This window comes from Mumia sp. zg.B53 (genome assembly GCF_019550935.1).
Classification (GTDB): Bacteria; Actinomycetota; Actinomycetes; order Propionibacteriales; family Nocardioidaceae; genus Mumia.
Genome location: NZ_JAHWCK010000001.1, coordinates 689,921 through 706,506, shown reverse-complemented (window position 1 = coordinate 706,506; position 16,586 = coordinate 689,921). Strand labels below are relative to the sequence as shown.

General features: G+C 71.4%; 17 protein-coding genes. 14 read left to right on the top strand and 3 right to left on the bottom strand.

Features of this window, described 5'->3' with window-relative positions:
• Positions 1-102: 102 nt before the first annotated feature.
• Positions 103-1,416, bottom strand: coding sequence for a citrate synthase (locus KV102_RS03440; protein ID WP_220342026.1), 1,314 nt, complete (start codon positions 1,414-1,416; stop codon positions 103-105).
• A 352-nt stretch (positions 1,417-1,768) separates the two neighbouring features.
• Between KV102_RS03440 and rplM the strand changes: the two genes are divergently transcribed.
• The 4 genes from rplM (at position 1,769) to KV102_RS03420 (ending at position 5,277) form a co-directional block, all read left to right on the top strand.
• Positions 1,769-2,212 carry a 50S ribosomal protein L13 gene (rplM, locus tag KV102_RS03435; protein ID WP_220342025.1) on the top strand — a complete coding sequence of 148 codons (444 nt, stop codon included), beginning with the start codon at positions 1,769-1,771 and terminating at the stop codon, positions 2,210-2,212.
• A 24-nt stretch (positions 2,213-2,236) separates the two neighbouring features.
• Complete coding sequence (gene rpsI / locus KV102_RS03430; RefSeq protein WP_220342024.1) at positions 2,237-2,746, top strand: 30S ribosomal protein S9; 510 nt, start codon at positions 2,237-2,239, stop codon at positions 2,744-2,746.
• A gap of 10 nt (positions 2,747-2,756) precedes the next feature.
• Positions 2,757-4,103, top strand: a complete 1,347-nt coding sequence (gene glmM / locus KV102_RS03425) for a phosphoglucosamine mutase (RefSeq protein WP_220342023.1) — start codon at positions 2,757-2,759, stop codon at positions 4,101-4,103.
• Positions 4,104-4,284: 181 nt separating this feature from the next.
• Positions 4,285-5,277, top strand: a complete 993-nt coding sequence (locus KV102_RS03420) for a GNAT family N-acetyltransferase (protein WP_220345312.1) — start codon at positions 4,285-4,287, stop codon at positions 5,275-5,277.
• A gap of 3 nt (positions 5,278-5,280) precedes the next feature.
• Here KV102_RS03420 and KV102_RS03415 read toward each other — a convergent pair whose 3' ends face one another.
• Both KV102_RS03415 and coaA read right to left on the bottom strand, forming a co-directional pair.
• Positions 5,281-6,162 carry a bile acid:sodium symporter family protein gene (locus KV102_RS03415; protein WP_220342021.1) on the bottom strand — a complete coding sequence of 294 codons (882 nt, stop codon included), beginning with the start codon at positions 6,160-6,162 and terminating at the stop codon, positions 5,281-5,283.
• Between the two features lie 45 nt (positions 6,163-6,207).
• The gene (gene coaA, locus KV102_RS03410; RefSeq protein WP_220342533.1) at positions 6,208-7,176 is read right to left on the bottom strand and encodes a type I pantothenate kinase; all 969 of its coding nucleotides are present in this window, start codon (positions 7,174-7,176) and stop codon (positions 6,208-6,210) included.
• A gap of 43 nt (positions 7,177-7,219) precedes the next feature.
• On the opposite strand from coaA, the gene glmS reads away from it, so the two are divergent.
• From glmS to KV102_RS03360, 10 genes are read left to right on the top strand one after another with little or no spacing between them, the layout of a single operon-like run.
• Positions 7,220-9,067: a glutamine--fructose-6-phosphate transaminase (isomerizing) gene (glmS, locus tag KV102_RS03405; protein ID WP_220342020.1), complete on the top strand. Its 1,848-nt coding sequence runs from the start codon at positions 7,220-7,222 to the stop codon at positions 9,065-9,067.
• The gene (locus KV102_RS03400) at positions 9,064-9,414 is read left to right on the top strand and encodes a holo-ACP synthase (protein ID WP_220345311.1); all 351 of its coding nucleotides are present in this window, start codon (positions 9,064-9,066) and stop codon (positions 9,412-9,414) included. The genes glmS and KV102_RS03400 overlap by 4 nt, the downstream gene beginning before the upstream one ends.
• 1 nt (position 9,415) lies before the next feature.
• Positions 9,416-10,888, top strand: a complete 1,473-nt coding sequence (locus tag KV102_RS03395; protein ID WP_220342018.1) for a bifunctional ADP-dependent NAD(P)H-hydrate dehydratase/NAD(P)H-hydrate epimerase — start codon at positions 9,416-9,418, stop codon at positions 10,886-10,888.
• A complete protein-coding gene (gene alr / locus KV102_RS03390) occupies positions 10,885-12,021 on the top strand; it encodes an alanine racemase (protein ID WP_308290217.1) in 1,137 nt (378 codons plus the stop codon). The genes KV102_RS03395 and alr overlap by 4 nt, the downstream gene beginning before the upstream one ends.
• A 55-nt stretch (positions 12,022-12,076) precedes the next feature.
• Complete coding sequence (locus tag KV102_RS03385; RefSeq protein WP_220345310.1) at positions 12,077-13,117, top strand: alpha/beta fold hydrolase; 1,041 nt, start codon at positions 12,077-12,079, stop codon at positions 13,115-13,117.
• Positions 13,114-14,166 (top strand): tRNA (adenosine(37)-N6)-threonylcarbamoyltransferase complex ATPase subunit type 1 TsaE, encoded by a 1,053-nt coding sequence (tsaE, locus tag KV102_RS19465; RefSeq protein ID WP_220342016.1) that lies wholly within the window; start codon positions 13,114-13,116, stop codon positions 14,164-14,166. Before KV102_RS03385 ends, tsaE begins: the two co-directional genes overlap by 4 nt.
• A 32-nt stretch (positions 14,167-14,198) precedes the next feature.
• Positions 14,199-14,855 (top strand): tRNA (adenosine(37)-N6)-threonylcarbamoyltransferase complex dimerization subunit type 1 TsaB, encoded by a 657-nt coding sequence (gene tsaB, locus KV102_RS03375; protein ID WP_220342015.1) that lies wholly within the window; start codon positions 14,199-14,201, stop codon positions 14,853-14,855.
• An 11-nt stretch (positions 14,856-14,866) separates the two neighbouring features.
• Entirely contained in the window at positions 14,867-15,301 is a 435-nt protein-coding gene (rimI, locus tag KV102_RS03370; RefSeq protein ID WP_220342014.1) for a ribosomal protein S18-alanine N-acetyltransferase, read from the top strand.
• Entirely contained in the window at positions 15,301-15,684 is a 384-nt protein-coding gene (locus KV102_RS03365) for a Rid family hydrolase (protein WP_220342013.1), read from the top strand. The genes rimI and KV102_RS03365 overlap by 1 nt, the downstream gene beginning before the upstream one ends.
• A 41-nt stretch (positions 15,685-15,725) precedes the next feature.
• Positions 15,726-16,574, top strand: a complete 849-nt coding sequence (locus KV102_RS03360) for an alpha/beta fold hydrolase (RefSeq protein WP_220345309.1) — start codon at positions 15,726-15,728, stop codon at positions 16,572-16,574.
• Positions 16,575-16,586 lie beyond the last annotated feature (12 nt).

Genomic DNA, 16,586 nt, shown 5'->3' with positions numbered 1-16,586 from the left:
GGGTGTTCCTCTCGTGGCGGCTGCGGCCACTGTAGGGGGCCCGGAGACGGCGACGGGCCCGCCCACGGTGTGGACGGGCCCGTCGGGTGACGTGGGTGCTGCTCAGCCCCAGCGCTCGGTGCTCGAGGGGAAGGTGAGCCCGCGTTCGCCGGTGTAGATCTGCTTCGGCCGGGCGATCTTCTGCTCCTTGTCGTCCACCAGCTCCACCCACTGCGCGAGCCAGCCGGCCGTACGCGGGATGGCGAACATCACCGTGAACATCTCCGGCGGGAACTGCAGCGCCTCGTAGATGAGGCCGGAGTAGAAGTCGACGTTGGGATAGAGCTTGCGCTTGACGAAGTACTCGTCCTCGAGCGCGATCTTCTCGAGCTCCTGCGCGACCTCCAGGTAGGGGTTGACGCCCGTCACCTCGAAGACGTCGTCGCACGCCTTCTTGATGATCGTGGCGCGCGGGTCGTAGTTCTTGTAGACGCGGTGGCCGAAGCCCATCAGGCGTTCGTTGCCGGCCTTGACGCCCTCGATGAACGCCGGGACGTTGTCCTTCGTCTTGATCCGCTTGAGCATCCGCAGGACCGCCTCGTTGGCGCCGCCGTGAAGCGGGCCGTAGAGAGCCGCGATGCCGGCCGAGACGGCGGAGTACGGGTCGACCTGGGTGGAGCCGACCGACCGGACCGCGTTGGTCGAGGCGTTCTGCTCGTGATCGGCGTGCAGGATGAAGAGGACCTCGAGCGCCTTGGCCAGCCGCGGGTCCGCCTCGTACTTCGGCTCGCTCATCTTGAAGAGCATCGCGAGGAAGTTCTCGGCGTACGAGAGGTCGTTGTCGGGGTAGACGTAGGGCTTGCCCTGCGCGTGCCGGAACGACCAGGCGCCGAGCGTCGGCATCTTGGCGATCATCCGGACGATCTGCAGGTGCCGGACCTCGGGGTCCTGGATGTTGCGGGCCTCGGGGTAGAAGGTCGAGAGACCGCCCACCGCCGACAGCAGCATGCCCATCGGGTGGGCGTCGTAGCGGAAGCCCTGCATGAGCGACTTGATGTTCTCGTGCACGAAGGTGTGGAAGGTGATCTCGTGCACCCAGGCGTCGTACTGCTCCTTGGAGGGCAGGTCGCCGTGGATGAGCAGGTAGGCGACCTCGAGGAAGTTCGACTTCTCCGCGAGCTGCTCGATGGGGTAGCCGCGGTACTCGAGGATGCCCTTCTCGCCGTCGATGAACGTGACGGCCGAGCGGGTCGAGGCGGTGTTGGTGAACCCGGGGTCGTACGACGCGATGCCGGGCTCGTCGTCGTTGACCCGGATCTTGCCGAGGTCGCTCGCGCGGATGGTCCCGTCGACGATCGGGAGCACGTAGTCCTTGCCCGTCCGGTCGTCGCGGACGGTCAGGGTCTGGCCGTCAGCCGAAGGCGTGGCGTCTGTCACGAGGAGGTCTCCTTGTGCCGTGGCGTGCGCACGCTGGGTCGATGCGCCGCTCGAGTCAGGGGTCCCCTGGGGTGTTCGGACCCACTCCAACTTATTGCCTCCTGCAGTGGAACGTGAATCCGGGGGTCCGCTGTCCGGGACGCCGAGGCCCACCGCCTCCGGCTCCCTTGGCCGCCGGGGGTATCATCAAATCGGTGCGTCAGGCGTACGACGCACCCCGTGGGCAGCCCGTTTTGACCGAGCCCGCCCCGGCACGTTATCGTTGTACGTCGTTGTGCCTTGATCCGCCGCGGCCTTGCTGCGTCCATCTCGGCGCATCGTCAGACCCCATCCATACGAAGGTAGATCTAGCGTGCGCACGTACAGCCCGAAGCCTGGTGACGTCGACCGCAAGTGGCACGTCATCGACGCATCTGACGTGGTGCTTGGGCGTCTCGCCGTCCAGACCGCGACCCTGCTTCGCGGCAAGCACAAGCCGACGTTCGCCCCCCACATTGACAACGGTGACTTCGTCATCATCGTCAACGCGGAGAAGGTCGCCCTCTCCGGCAACAAGCGCCAGGACAAGCTCGCGTACCGCCACAGCGGATACCCGGGTGGCCTCAAGCAGATCGCCTACGGCGACCTGCTCGAGAAGGACGCGCGCAAGGCCGTCGAGAAGGCCGTCTGGGGCATGATGCCCAAGAACCGCCTCGGCCGATCGCTCATGAGCAAGCTGAAGGTCTACGCCGGCCCCGAGCACCCGCACGCCGCTCAGCAGCCGCAGACCTTCGAGATCACCCAGATCGCCCAGTAGGCCCAGGAAGCAGTGAGGATCAACGTGGCTGAGTCCAGCACCGAGACCGTCGAAACGACCGACGAGTTCACGGCCAACACCGAGGGTGTCTCGTACACCTCGGAGAGCGTCCCGAGCGCGGAGTCGGCGGCCCGCTCGTCGATCATCGCCCCCTCGGCGGCGACCGGTCGCCGCAAGGAGGCCGTCGCTCGCGTCCGTATCGTTCCCGGCACCGGCTCGTGGACCGTCAACGGCAAGTCGCTCGAGGAGTACCTCCCCAACAAGCTGCACCAGCAGATTGCCAAGGAGGCCTTCGCCGCAACCGGTCTCGGCGAGAGCTTCGACGTCGTCGCCCGCGTCTCCGGCGGTGGCATGACCGGCCAGGCCGGCGCCCTCCGTCTCGGCGTCGCCCGTGCGCTGAACGCCGTCGACGAGGAGTCGAACCGCGCGACGCTCAAGAAGGACGGGCTCCTCACGCGTGACGCCCGCGCCAAGGAGCGCAAGAAGGCCGGCCTCAAGAAGGCCCGCAAGGCGCCTCAGTACAGCAAGCGCTGACGGCCGAGCCGTGGGTCGGATCTTCGGAACCGACGGCGTCCGTGGGATCGCGAACGAAGATCTCACGGCAGAGCTCGCGGTCGACCTCGCCGTGGCAGCAGCCCACGTGCTGGGGGAGGCCGGAGCTTTCGCCGACCAACGGCCGACCGCAGTCGTGGCCCGCGATCCTCGCGCCTCGGGAGAGTTTCTCGAGGCCGCGGTGGTCGCGGGTCTCGCGTCTGCGGGGGTGGACGTGCACCGTCTCGGTGTCGTCCCCACACCTGGTACGGCGTACCTGACGTCGGCGCTCGCCGCCGACATGGGCGTGATGATCTCCGCGAGCCACAACCCGATGCCCGACAACGGCATCAAGTTCCTGGCCCGCGGCGGGCTCAAGCTCGACGACGCCATCGAGGACGCGATCGAGCGCACCCTCCAGCAGCCCTGGAAGCGTCCGACCGGAGCCGCGGTGGGCCGGATCGGCGACAGCCCGACCGCTCTGCGCACGTACGAGCGGCACCTGGTCGGCGCGGTCGACCGACGCCTCGACGGGATGCGCGTCGTGCTCGACTGCGCGAACGGCGCGGCCTGCGAGGTGGGGCCGGCGGCGTTCCGCGAGCTCGGGGCCGAGGTCATCGCCATCCACGCCGAGCCCGACGGTCTCAACATCAACGCCGGGTGCGGGTCCACGCACCCGGAGGACCTGCAGCGAGTGGTGCTCGAGACCGGCGCCGACGCGGGGTTCGCCTTCGACGGAGACGCCGACCGATGCCTCGCGGTGTCGGCCGACGGTGTGCTCGTCGACGGTGACCAGATCCTCGCCATCCTCGCGCTCGCGCTGAAGGAGGACGGCCGTCTCGTCGACGACACGGTCGTGGCGACGGTCATGTCCAATCTCGGCTTCGTCCAGGCGATGGAGGCCGCGGGCGTGACGGTCGTGCAGACTGCCGTGGGAGACCGCTACGTGCTCGAGGCGATGCGCGGCCGGGGGTTCAACCTGGGCGGCGAGCAGTCGGGGCACGTCATCATGAGCGACCACGCGACCACCGGCGACGGTGTCCTCACCGCTCTCGCGGTGTCCAGCCGGATGGTCGGCACGGGCCGCTCGCTCGCCGACCTCGGTGCGGTGATGCACCGGCTCCCGCAGGTGCTCGTCAACGTCTCCGGCGTCGACAAGGGCCGTGCCGGCACCGATCCCGTCGTGGCGGCGGCCGTCGCCGAGGCTACCGACGAGCTGGGCGGGACGGGTCGAGTCCTGCTGCGCCCCTCGGGCACCGAGCCGCTCGTACGCGTGATGGTCGAGGCGAGCACCGCCAGCCATGCCGAGACCGTCGCGCAGCGCCTGGCGACCGTCGTCGGCTCCGCGCTCGCCCTCTGACCCATCCCCGACTCGTCGCGTCCGGTCCCGTCCCGTGCGGCCCCGTCCCGTCCGCGGTGTGTGCGGTTCGTCCAAGAATCTCGCCCGGATTCCTTGACCAGCTGCACACATCGCGGACGAGGCGGGACGCTCGGGCGAAACCCGGGTGCGGCCTGGGGCTGTCCCGACCTACCGTGACGGCATGCAGATCGAGGAGCTCGACCCCGCCGACGACGCCGGGCTGGCCGCGTTCCACGAGCACGAGGTACGCGTCGCCGCGACGCAGCCGTACGGCACGGCCTGGACGCTGCCGGAGCTGACGGTGGCGGCGCGGACGGACGACCCGTGGACGGCACGGGCGTTCCTGTGGGCCCGCCTCGACGACGGTGAGGTCGTCGCGACCTGCCAGCTGGAGGTCCCGCTGCGCGACAACCTGGAGACGGCGTGGGTGGCGTTGGCGACCGCCCCCGAGCACCGCGGATCGGTCGGTCCCTTCATCGAGCACCTCAAGGACCGGGTACGGCTGCTCGGCCGCAGGCGGCTGGAGTGCTCGGCGAAGTGGCCGCCTGGCGACGACGAGGGCCCGGACGCCGAGCTGCTTCGTGCGCACGGGTTCCGGCTCGGTCTCATCGAGGCGCAACGCGTCCTCGACCTGCCTCCGGACCGCGACGAGCTCCCTCGGCTGGCCGAGAAGGCCGCCGGTCACCACGCGGGGTACGAGCTGCGCACCTGGCGCGGACCCGTGCCGGACGACCTCGTGGTCCCGTACGCGGCGATGCGCAGCGTGATGGCGGTCGAGGCGCCCGCGGGTGACATGGGGTGGGAGGCGGAGGACTTCCCGCCCGAGCGGGTGCGCCAGGAGGAGGCCGAGCTCGCAGCCCAGGGGAGGGTCCTGTGGACGACCGTGGCGGTCGCCCCGGACGGCGTGCTGGCGGGGCACAGCCAGATCGTCGTGCCGGGCTCGGACCCGGTGAACGCCTACCAGTGGGACACCCTCGTGCTGCCCGAGCACCGCGGGCACCGCCTCGGACTCGCGATGAAGGTGCGCAACCTCCTCGCCGCGGCCGACGACCTGGCGCCGCGTGAGCTCCTGCACACGTGGAACGCGGCCGACAACGCGCCCATGATCGCCGTCAACGAGGCGATGGGCTTCCGGCTGGCGTCGATGACCGGCGAGTTCCGGTGCGACGTCTGACCCTCAGGCGTCGGCGGGGACGCGCTCGTCGGTACGGACCAGGTAGCGCGTGAGCACGAGTCCCCAGGCGGCCGCGATGAAGAACATGATCAGGCCGTAGACCGCGCCCGGGATCGAGATCTCCGTCTCGTCGAGGATCTCGACCGCGACGTAGATCGCCAGCGTCGCGTTGTGGACGCCGATCTCGAACGACGACGCGACGGCCTGGCGCTCGGTCACGCCCGCCCACCGGGGGACGAGGTAGCCGACCGCGAGGCTCACCACGCAGAAGAGGGTGGCGACGGCGCCGACCTGCGCGGCGTACTCCACGACGTTGTCACGCTGGTCGATGAGGATCCCGAGCACGAGGACGCCGAGGATCACGGCCGAGGCGATCCTGACGGGCTTGTCCATCCGCGCGGCGAAAGCGGGCCGTGCCGAACGGATCGCCATGCCGAGAGCGACCGGGAGGAGAACGATCGCGAAGACCTCCAGGACCTTGGTGAACTGCAGCGAGACCGAGCTGTCGGTGTCGAAGTAGGCGATGGCGAGGTTCGTGATCAGAGGCAGCGAGACGATCGCGATGATCGAGTTGATCGCGGTCAGCGTCACGTTGAGCGCGACGTCTCCGCGGAAGAGGTGGCTGTAGAGGTTGGCGCTGGTGCCGCCCGGCGATGCGGCGAGGAGCATCATGCCGATCGCGAGCAGCGGAGGGAGGTCGAAGAGCAGGACGAGGCCGAAGCACACTGCGGGGAGCAGGAGGAGCTGGCAGGCCAGCGCGACCACGACGGCACGGGGGTGCCGGCCGACGCGCCGGAAGTCGTCGAGGGTCAGCGAGAGGCCGAGACCGAGCATGATGATGCCGAGGGCGATCGGAAGCCCGACCGTGCTGAGCGCGGAGTCCATGGCGCACACCCTAGGGGTGAGTGCCATCACAGCGCGAGGTGCGGGTCAGAGCTTGCGCAGACGGACCCATCGCACGGAGTGGTCGGCGTCCTTGCGCAGCACCAGCGTGGCGCGCCCGCGGGTCGGCTCGATGTTCTCCTTGAGGTTCGGGCCGTTGATCGAGTCCCACAGCAGCGAGGCCTGCGCGGTCGCCTGCTCGGCGTCCAGAGCGCCGTAGCGCACGAAGTACGAGTCGGGGTCGCGGAACGCGGTCTCGCGCAGGCGCAGGAAGCGCTCGATGTACCACCGGCGGATGTCCTTGCGGGCCGCGTCGACGTACACCGAGAAGTCGAAGAAGTCGCTGATCGCGAGCCCCGGTCGGCCGTCGCCCCGGACTCGCGCGGGCTGCAGGACGTTGAGGCCCTCGATGAGGACCACGTCGGGCCGGTTCAGCGTGACGACCTCGTCGGTGACGTCGTACGAGAGGTGCGAGTAGACCGGGGCCTCGACCGTCTCACGCCCGGACTTGACGGCCATGACGAAGCGCAGCAGGGCCTTGCGGTCGTACGACTCGGGGAACCCCTTGCGCTCGAGCAGACCGCGGCGCTCCAGCTCGGCGTTGGGGAGCAGGAACCCGTCGGTGGTGACGAGCGACACGTTGCTGTGGCCCGGGCTCTTGGCGAGCAGCTCGCGCAGCAGCCGGGCGGTCGTCGACTTGCCGACCGCGACCGATCCCGCGATGCCGATCACGTACGGCGTGCGCTGCGGCTGCGGGCGGCGCAGGAACGCCTCGGTGGACCGGTAGAGCTCGCCCGCGTAGCCGATGCGCATGCTGATCAGCTGCGTCAGCGGCACGTAGACCTTGCGGACCTCCTCGAGATCCAGCTCATCCCCGAGGCCTCGGACCTCGTCGATCTCGCGCTGCGACAGCGGCTGCGGCGCCTCGCCCGCGAGGGCGGCCCACGCGCCGCGCTCGAGCTCGACGTACGGCGAGGTGTCCCCGGAACCCGGCTGCGTGAGCGACATGGACCCCATTGTGGCGGCCGACCTCGTCAGCGGGGTCGGTACCCTGTTGCTCATGTGTGGAATCGTGGGTTATGTCGGTGAACGGTCCGCCTTGGACGTCGTCCTCGGGGGTCTGCGCCGTCTCGAGTACCGGGGCTACGACTCGACCGGCGTCGCGCTCGTGAGGGACGGTTCGATCGTCTCCGCGAAGAAGGTCGGCAAGCTGGCCAACCTGGACGCGGAGCTCGCCGAGCACCCGTTGCCGGAGTCGACCACCGGCATCGGGCACACCCGTTGGGCCACGCACGGGCCGCCGAGCGACCGCAACGCGCACCCGCACGTCTCCGAGGACCACCGGGTCGCCGTGGTCCACAACGGCATCATCGAGAACTTCGCGGAGCTGCGGGCCGAGCTCGAGGCGGAGGGCGTCGAGCTGCAGTCCGAGACCGACACCGAGACGGTCACCCACCTGGTCGACCGCGAGCTGCTCAAGGGAGCCGTCGACCTCACCGAGGCGGTGCGCCGGGTGTGCCTGCGCCTCGAGGGCGCGTTCACCCTGGTCGTCGCCGACGGCGCCGACCCCGACCGCGTGGTCGGAGCCCGCCGCAACTCGCCGCTGGTGGCCGGCCGAGGAGACGGCGAGAACTTCCTGGCCTCCGACGTCTCCGCGTTCATCGACTACACCCGAGACGCCGTCGAGCTCGGGCAGGACCAGGTCGTGACCATCACCCGCGAGGGCATCGACGTCATCGACTTCGAGGGTGCCCCGTCGAAGGTCACCGAGTACCACGTCGACTGGGACATCTCCGCCGCCGAGAAGGGCGGCTACGACTGGTTCATGCTCAAGGAGATCGACGAGCAGCCCAAGGCGGTCGCCGACACCCTCCTCGGTCGCCACGACTCCCAGGGGCGCCTGATCCTCGACGAGATGCGCCTGTCCGACGACGAGCTCCGTCACGTCGACCGGATCCTGATCATCGGGTGCGGGACGGCGTCGTACGCCGGGATGGTTGCCAAGTACGCGATCGAGCACTGGACGCGGATCCCGTGCGAGGTCGAGCTCGCATCGGAGTTCCGCTACCGCGACCCGATCGTCGGCCAGTCGACCCTCGTGATCGCGATCAGCCAGTCGGGCGAGACCGCCGACACCCTCCAGGCGATCCGGCACGCACGGCAGCAGGGCTCGAAGGTCCTCGCCATCTGCAACACCAACGGGTCGACCATCCCGCGCGAGTCCGACGCCGTCATCTACACCCATGCCGGCCCCGAGATCGCGGTGGCCTCCACCAAGGGCTTCCTCACCCAGCTGATCGCCTGCTACGTCCTCGGCCTCTATCTCGCGCAGGTCCGCGGCACCAAGTTCGGCGACGAGATCGCCTCGACGGTCGCGGAGCTGGAGAAGCTCCCCGCCGGGATCGAGGCCGTCCTCGAGCGGGCCGACGTGGTCCGCGACCTCGCCCGCGAGCTCGCCGGCCAGCGCACGTTCCTGTTCCTGGGGCGCCACGTGGGCTACCCGGTCGCGCTCGAGGGCGCCCTCAAGCTCAAGGAGCTCGCGTACCTCCACGCCGAGGGCTTCGCGGCAGGCGAGCTCAAGCACGGCCCGATCGCCGTGATCGAGCCAGGGCTGCCGGTCTTCGTCGTGGTGCCGCCCAAGGGCCGCGACCAGCTCCACGACAAGGTCATCAGCAACATCCAGGAGATCCGGGCGCGCGGTGCGCGGACGGTGGTGCTGGTCGAGGACGGCGACACGTCGGTCGACCCGTACGCCGACGTCCTCATCCGGCTCCCGAAGGCGCCGACGCTGCTGCAGCCGGTGCTGGCCGTCGTCCCGCTGCAGATCTTCGCCGCCGAGCTCGCCACGCTGCTCGGCCACGACGTCGACCAGCCGCGCAACCTGGCGAAGTCCGTCACGGTCGAGTGATCGTCGGGATCGGCGTCGACGTGGTCGACGTCGAGCGATTCGTCGCCGCGCTGGAGCAGACTCCGGCGCTGCGTGAGCGGCTCTTCGCACCCGGCGAGCGGACCGGTGCGCCGGTGGTGCTCGCGGGGCGCTTCGCCGCCAAGGAGGCGCTGGCCAAGGCGCTGGGCTCGCCAAGCGGGCTCTCCTGGCACGACGCCGAGGTCGGGCGTTCCGCGTCCGGACGACCGACGCTGACGGTGACCGGCGCTGCCGGCGCTCGCGCCGCGGAGCTCGGTGTGGTTCGGTGGCACCTGTCGATCGCCCACGACGGGCCGGTCGCCACCGCGTTCGTCGTGGGAGAGGGTTGACATGCTGCACGCACACACCGTCGCCGACGTCCGCGCCGCCGAGGCCGCCCTCATGGCGCGAGTCCCACCGGGCTCGCTCATGCGCTGGGCGGCGGCCGGCCTCGCGGCGTACGTCCGGGAGGTCGCTCCCGGACCGAGACCCGTCGTCTTCCTGGTCGGCACCGGAGACAACGGCGGAGACGCGTTGTACGCCGCCGCCGAGCTGGCGGGTGAGCGCATCGTCGCGGTCGCGTTCGCCGACCCGGCCCGGGTGCACGTCGACGGGGCACGTGCCGCGCAGGCTGCGGGGTGTCGCCTGGTCGACTCGCCGACGGGCTTCACGGTGGTCGTCGACGGTGTCGTCGGGATCGGCGGCTCGCCGGGGCTCCGGCCGCCCGTCGACGGCTGGCGGGCGATCCTGGAGGCCGAGCGGCCGTTCGTCATCGCGGTCGACGTGCCGAGCGGTGTCGACGTGGACGGCGCCACCGTGCCGGAGTCGTTCCTCGCCGCCGACGCGACGTGCACCTTCGGGACCTACAAGAACGCGCTGCTGGTGGACCCCGCGGCGCGCTGGGCCGTGCACGGAGCGCTGCCCCGGCTGGTCGACATCGGCCTCGGCCCCTACCTCCCGGCGCCGTCCGTCGAGGCGCTGGAGGCCTCCGACAACCGGCTGCTGATGGCCGTCCTCGCCCCGACCCTGGACCAGCGGCGGACCTCGCCGACGCAGAAGTACGCGCGCGGCGTCGTCGGTGTCGCTGCCGGGTCGTCGGCGTACGCCGGCGCCGCGCAGCTGTGCGTCCGCGGCGCGCTGGCCGGTGTCGCGGGGATGGTGCGGTTCGTCGGCGAGCCGGCGCTGGCCGCCCGGGTGGTCGACCGGTGCCCGGAGGTCGTCGCCCACACCGACGCGGCCGAGCGCGGCCGCGTCCAGGCGTGGGTCGTCGGCTCGGGCGGAGGTGACGACGCGTCCGAGCGGCTGCGGATGGCGCTCGAGGACGAGGTCCCGGTCGTGGTCGACGCGGACGCGCTCCAGCACCTCCCCGACCGCCTCGCCGTCCCGGCCCTCCTGACCCCGCACGCCGGTGAGCTCGCACGGATGCTCGACGTCGAGCGGTCGGCGGTCGAGGCCGACCCGCTCGGACACGCGACCCGCGCGGCGGAGCGCTGGGGCGCGACCGTGCTGCTCAAGGGCGCACGCACCCTCGTCGCCTACCCGGGCTCACCCACGCGGGTGAACCTCACCGGGACGCCGTGGCTGGCCACCGCCGGTGCCGGCGACGTCCTCGCCGGCCTTGCCGGGTCGTTCCTCGCCGCGGGGGCGCACCCCCGAGACGCGGGCTCGCTCGCGGCCTTCGTGCACGGTGTCGCGGCGGTCACTGCGTCGGCCGGCGGCCCGGTGACCGCCGGGCAGGTCGCCGACGCCGTTCCCGCGGTGATCACGGCGTGGCGCAACGGCCTCCTCGACGAGTCGCAGGTACGCGACTGGAGGGACCGGTGACCGCCCCGGCGGAGGCGGTCGTCGACCTCGACGCCTACCGGGGCAACCTCGCGGTCCTCCGTACGGCGGCGCCTGACGCCCTCCAGATGGCGGTGGTCAAGGCGGATGCGTACGGGCACGGCGCGGTCGAGATCGCGGGCGCGGCTCGCGAAGCCGGTGCGGAGTGGCTCGGCGTCGCCACGGTCGAGGAGGCGTTGGTCCTGCGGCGAGGCGGTGACACCGGACCCGTGCTGGCCTGGCTCTCGCCGGCGGGGGCGGACCTCGCTCCGGCGATCGACGCCCGGGTCGATGTCGCCGCCGGATCGGTCTCCCAGCTCGATGCCGTCCTCGAGGCGGGCGCCACGGAGCGACCCCGTGTGCACCTCAAGGTCGACACCGGCATGGCCAGGGGTGGCGTACGCGGCGAGGAGCTGACCGCGCTGTTCGAGGCGGCCCGCGACGCCCAACGCTCGGGACGGCTCGAGATCGTCGGGATCTTCTCGCACCTGGCCTGCGCCGACGAGCCGGCGAGCCCGGTCAACGGTGCCCAGGAGCATGCGTTCGCCGCCGCGGTCGCCGAGCTGGCGTCGCTCGGAGTGGAGCCGCAGCTGCGCCATCTCGCGAACTCCGCGGCGACGCTGACACGGCCGAGCACCCACCACGACCTGGTGCGCGTCGGCATCGCCTCGTACGGACTGAGCCCTGGCCCGGCGATCGGAGCGCCTGCCGACCTGGGTCTGACGCCCGTCATGACGCTGCGGACCGCGCTCTCCCTGGTCCGCCGGGTGCCGCCAGGCACCGGCGTGTCGTACGGGCACACCTTCGTCACGAAGCGCGAGACGACGCTCGGTCTCGTCCCGCTGGGCTACGGCGACGGCATCCTGCGGGCCGCGTCCAGCAAGGCGGCGGCCTGGGTCGGCGGCCACCGCGTGAGGATCGCCGGCCGGGTCTGCATGGACCAGATCGTGCTCGACCTCGGCGACCTCGAGGCGCAGCGCGGTGACGAGGTCGTCCTGTTCGGCCCCGGAGACCGGGGCGAGCCGCTCGCCGAGGACTGGGCGGTGGCGGCGGGCACGATCGGCTACGAGGTCGTCACTAGGCTTGGAGGCAGGATCGTCCGGCGCTACGCAGGCTCCCCGCGACCGGCACACTGACGTGCCGCGACGCCGCTCGGAGTCGGTCGTCGCTGCCACAGAGGAGGAGCAACGCATGGACTGGCGCAAGGTGGGGGCGTACGCGGCGGTGGCCGCAGGGACGGTCGCGGCGGCCGGTGCCACGGCTGCTGCCGCCCGCGTCGCGACCGACCGCCAGCGGGTGCGTCGTCGCTCCCGCCGAGGTGACGCGATGGAGTTCGGGACGCTGCACGTCCCGGCGGTGACCGTGCCCGCGACCGACGGCGTCCCTCTCCACGTCGAGGTAGAGGAGCCCGACGACCTGGAGGCGGGCGACCGGCCCACCATCGTCTTCTGCCACGGCTGGGTCCTCGACCTGGACTGCTGGCACTACCAGCGCGCCGCGCTGCGCGGGCAGGCGCGGATGGTGCTCTGGGACCAGCGTGAGCACGGCAGCTCAGGAGACGGGTCGCCGGAGAGCTGCACGCTCGACCAGCTCGGCGACGACCTCAAGTCCGTGATCGACGCCGTCGCGCCGGAGGGTCCCCTGATCCTCGTGGGTCACTCGATGGGCGCGATGACCGTGATGTCGTTCGCCGCCCAGTACGGCGACGTCGTCCGGGACCGCGTCGTCGGTGTCGTCCTCATGGGCACCAGCGCCGGCGACCTGGTCCGTCCCAAGGACCCGCTGGCCCTCCTGCACCCGTGGCTCCCGCGCCTCGGGCCGCTCGTGGCGGCGGCCCGCCGCCTCGACTCGTACCCCGTCACCCGCGCCTTCGCCATCGGACCGACGTCGTCTGCCAAGTACGCCGACATGACGGACGAGATGATCGCCCGGTCCCGGGACCGGGCACTGTGGGACTTCGCCGGCAACTTCGTCGACCTGGACCTGTACGACGCCCTCGACGTGCTGCCGGGGCGACGCACGCTCGTCATGGGCGGGACCAAGGACCGGCTGACGCCGTTCCGCCACTCGCGCCGGCTGGCAGAGATGATCGACGGGTCCGAGCTCATCGCGTACGAGGGTGCCGGCCACATGATGATGCTCGAGCGCCACGAGGAGGTCACCGCTGCCATCGAAGGGCTGTGGGGATCGGCCGAGCCGGCCGTACGGAGCGGGGAGGGCTGGCCCGCATGACCGGCTCCACGCTGCCCAACTTCCACGCCCTGAACGTCTTCGACGCCCCGCCGGAGCGTGCTGCCGACGTGCTCGCGGTGATCCGTCGTTCGTTCGGCGCCCGGCCCGTGCTCGACCCGCCGTCGACCGCGTTGACCGAGAGCGTGGAGTCGGTCCGTGAGGCCCTCGCCGAGGGTGGCGGACTGCTCGTCGAGCGCCGGGGCAAGCCGATCGGCGCCATGCTCTACGACACGTCGCGGCCGGGCCTGCTCGGCTTCCGTCGTGTGTCGGTCGACCCGGACCACCAGGACCGCGGCGTCGCCTCGGCGATGGTCGGCGTCGCCGAGGACACCGCCGAGGAGCGCGGTCTGGACGGCGTCTGGCTCGACGTGCGCGAGGAGCTCCCGGAGAACGTCACGTTCTGGACGCGCCGACGCTACTTCCCGGTCCGGCAGCACGGCACGACGATCGAGTTCGGCAAGACGCTGTGGCTCGCGCGCGAGCTCCCCACCGCCGAGGACGCGCACGCCTTCGGAGTCCGGCTCGCCTCGTTGCTGCAGGCGGGTGACGTCGTGGTGATGTCCGGCGGTCTCGGTGCGGGCAAGACCACGCTCACCCAGGGGATCGGGGAGGGCCTCGGCGTGCGCGGTCCGGTCACGTCACCGACCTTCGTCCTCGCCCGTACGCATCCGAACCTGGCCGGGGGCCCACCGCTCGTCCACGTCGACGCCTATCGGCTCGGCGGTGCGCTCGAGCTCGACGACCTCGACCTCGACACCGCCACGGAGGACTCGGTGACCGTCGTCGAGTGGGGCGCAGGGATGGCCGAGGACCTCAGCGACTCCTGGCTCGAGGTACGGCTGGAGCGGCGCGCGGCGACGGTCCTCGACCCGCTGGGCGCCGAGGCGCCCGAGCGTGCGGACGTCGACGACCACGACGTACGCCTCGTCACGGTCAAGCCGCACGGGGTGCGGTGGGCGAGGGTCCCGCTGCGGTCGACGCTGCTCGGTCCCGGCGCGGTCGCGCACTCGGCGCAGGCCCGCGGTCTCGAAGAGCCGAGACCACTGTGAGCGTCACCACGCCTGGCGTAACCTGTGCCCCGATGCTGATCCTCGCCCTCGACACCGCCGCACCGGCGACCTCGGTCGCCCTCCACGACGGGACCACTGTGCTCGCCTCCGACTCGCGCCCCGGCGCGATGAGTCACGGCGAGATGCTGGCGCCGGCGATCGCCGCCGTCCTCGCTCGGGCGGGCGTCGACCGCCGCGACGTGACCGATGTCGCCGTCGGCGTCGGGCCCGGGCCGTTCACCGGCCTGCGGGTCGGTGTGGTGACGGCGCGGACGTTGGCGGTGTCGCTGCACGCGCGGCTGCACGGTGTCTGTTCGCTCGACGTCATCGCCGCCGAGGCGGTCGCCGCAGGTGCGGTCGAGGACGCGTTCGTCGTCGCCACTGACGCCCGTCGCAAGGAGGTCTACTGGGCGGAGTACACGCCGCGCGGTGAGCGCGTCGGTGATGCCGACGTGATGCGGCCCGCCGACCTCGCGGCACGCCTGCCGTCGACGATGCCGGTGCTCGGACGAGGAGCGGACCTGTACGCCGAGGTCCTCGCTCGCGTCGACGGACCCGCCGACCCCGATGCCGGGGTGCTCGCCGGCATGGTGGCAGCGGGGACGGCGGTCGAGGTGGGCACCGAGCCGCTCTACCTGCGGCGTCCCGATGCCGCTCCGGCGGTCCAGCGCAAGCGCGCGTCGGCGTGATCCGCCCTGGGATGCCAGGCGACCTGGACGCGTTGACCTCGCTGGAGGACGCTGCGTTCGGTCGTGAGGCGTGGTCGAAGGAGCAGGTCGCCGACGAGCTCGACGGCGCGAGCCGGCACGTGGTCGTGGCCGAGGAAGCCGGCGCCGTGATCGGCTACGGCAGCCTGGTCGTCGCCGGGGACACCGCGGACGTGGTCCGGATCGCGGTGCTGCCCGGGCGGCGCAGGACGGGGGTAGGGCGCCGGCTTCTGGCGGCGCTGCTGGGGGAGTCCGAGCGACGAGGCGTGGAGCGGGTGCTGCTCGAGGTGGCATCCGACAACGTCGCGGCGACCGGGCTGTACGAGGCAGGGGGCTTCGCCGCGATCGCGACGAGGCCGAACTACTACCGCTCGGGCGCGGACGCCGTCGTCATGGAACGCCGCGTGGTGCCCCGAAGGGATGGCTGATGTACCGGCTGCCGTCGGGAACACCGTGGGAGGAACGGTACGGATACGTGCGCGCGGTCTCGTACGGACCGCACGTCGCGATCGCCGGCACCACGGCGACCGTCAACGGGACCGTGATCGGGGTCAACGACCCGTACGTGCAGACCATGGTGGCGTTCGGGATCGCGATGGACTCGCTGCGCAAGTGCGGGCTCGACGCCCAGCACGTGGTGCGGACCCGCATGTACGTCATCGACATCACCGATGCCGACGAGGTGGGCCGCGCCCACCGGGAGCTCTTCGGCTCCACGCCGCCGGTGTCGACGATGCTCGAGGTCAACCGGCTGATGCATCCCGACCATCTCGTCGAGGTGGAGATCGACGCCTACGCCGAGGGTCGCTGAGGGATCGCTGAGGCGCCCCTCCTCCGGTACGTTCGGGCGTCATGGATAGGCAGCAGCACGTGCTCTCGACCGCAGACGGTGGACGACTGGCCGTGACCCGTTGGCCGGCGGAGGGCCCCGCCGTCGTGCTCCTGCATGCCGGTGTGGCGGACAGTCGATCGTGGGCAGCGGTGGCGGACGCGCTCGTCGACGACGGTCTCGATGTCGTCGCTTACGACAGACGGGGCTACGGGGCGAGTCCCGCCGCCGATCCGACCTCGACCTTCACGCACGTGGCGGACCTGATCGAGGTCCTCGACGACCTGGCGCTCGAGCAGGTCTTCCTCGTCGGCAACTCCATGGGCGGGGCCGTCGCGCTCGACGCGGCCCTGCTGCACCCGGATCGCGTCACAGGGGTCTTGCTCGTCGGCGCCGGCGTGTCGGGCATGACCGACGAGGACACTCCGTTCGACTGGCAACCAGATCCAGCCTCAGGCCCCCTCATCGACCGCGCTGATGATCCGTCCCTGAGTGTCGACGCTCGGATCCGTGCGCTCACGCACCTGTGGCTCGACGGCCCGGGGACGGCCGAGGGGAGGGTCGGCGGCCCACCTCGGACGCTGTTCGAGGCCATGAATCGAACCATCCTCGACGTCGCCGCTCCCGAGTCGGCGGGAGACGCGGGGCTCGACGCCTGGACGCGGCTCAGCGAGCTGACCGTGCCGGTGCTGACCACGTGGGGTGAGCACGACCTGCCGTGCGACCTCCCGTTCTACGAGGAGACCGCTCGTCGCATCGGCCAGGGCCCGGGTCGTGTCCTGCCGGCGGTGGCGCACCTGCCCGGCCTCGAGGAGCCGGAGCTGGTGGCGCAGCTGATCCGGGACGAGGCGCCGCATCCGAGCCACCACTAACCTACGCGACCG

Excerpts from the sequence above, each read along its gene's own strand:
- tsaE (WP_220342016.1), top strand. The coding sequence starts at position 13,114 with ATGACCGGCTCCACGCTGCCCAACTTCCACGCCCTGAACGTCTTCGAC.
- rimI (WP_220342014.1), top strand. The coding sequence starts at position 14,867 with ATGCCAGGCGACCTGGACGCGTTGACCTCGCTGGAGGACGCTGCGTTC.
- KV102_RS03395 (WP_220342018.1), top strand. The coding sequence starts at position 9,416 with ATGCTGCACGCACACACCGTCGCCGACGTCCGCGCCGCCGAGGCCGCC.
- tsaB (WP_220342015.1), top strand. The coding sequence starts at position 14,199 with ATGCTGATCCTCGCCCTCGACACCGCCGCACCGGCGACCTCGGTCGCC.
- KV102_RS03360 (WP_220345309.1), top strand. The coding sequence starts at position 15,726 with ATGGATAGGCAGCAGCACGTGCTCTCGACCGCAGACGGTGGACGACTG.
- KV102_RS03365 (WP_220342013.1), top strand. The coding sequence starts at position 15,301 with ATGTACCGGCTGCCGTCGGGAACACCGTGGGAGGAACGGTACGGATAC.
- KV102_RS03415 (WP_220342021.1), bottom strand. The coding sequence starts at position 6,162 with ATGGACTCCGCGCTCAGCACGGTCGGGCTTCCGATCGCCCTCGGCATC.
- KV102_RS03385 (WP_220345310.1), top strand. The coding sequence starts at position 12,077 with ATGGACTGGCGCAAGGTGGGGGCGTACGCGGCGGTGGCCGCAGGGACG.
- glmS (WP_220342020.1), top strand. The coding sequence starts at position 7,220 with ATGTGTGGAATCGTGGGTTATGTCGGTGAACGGTCCGCCTTGGACGTC.
- coaA (WP_220342533.1), bottom strand. The coding sequence starts at position 7,176 with ATGGGGTCCATGTCGCTCACGCAGCCGGGTTCCGGGGACACCTCGCCG.
- KV102_RS03420 (WP_220345312.1), top strand. The coding sequence starts at position 4,285 with ATGCAGATCGAGGAGCTCGACCCCGCCGACGACGCCGGGCTGGCCGCG.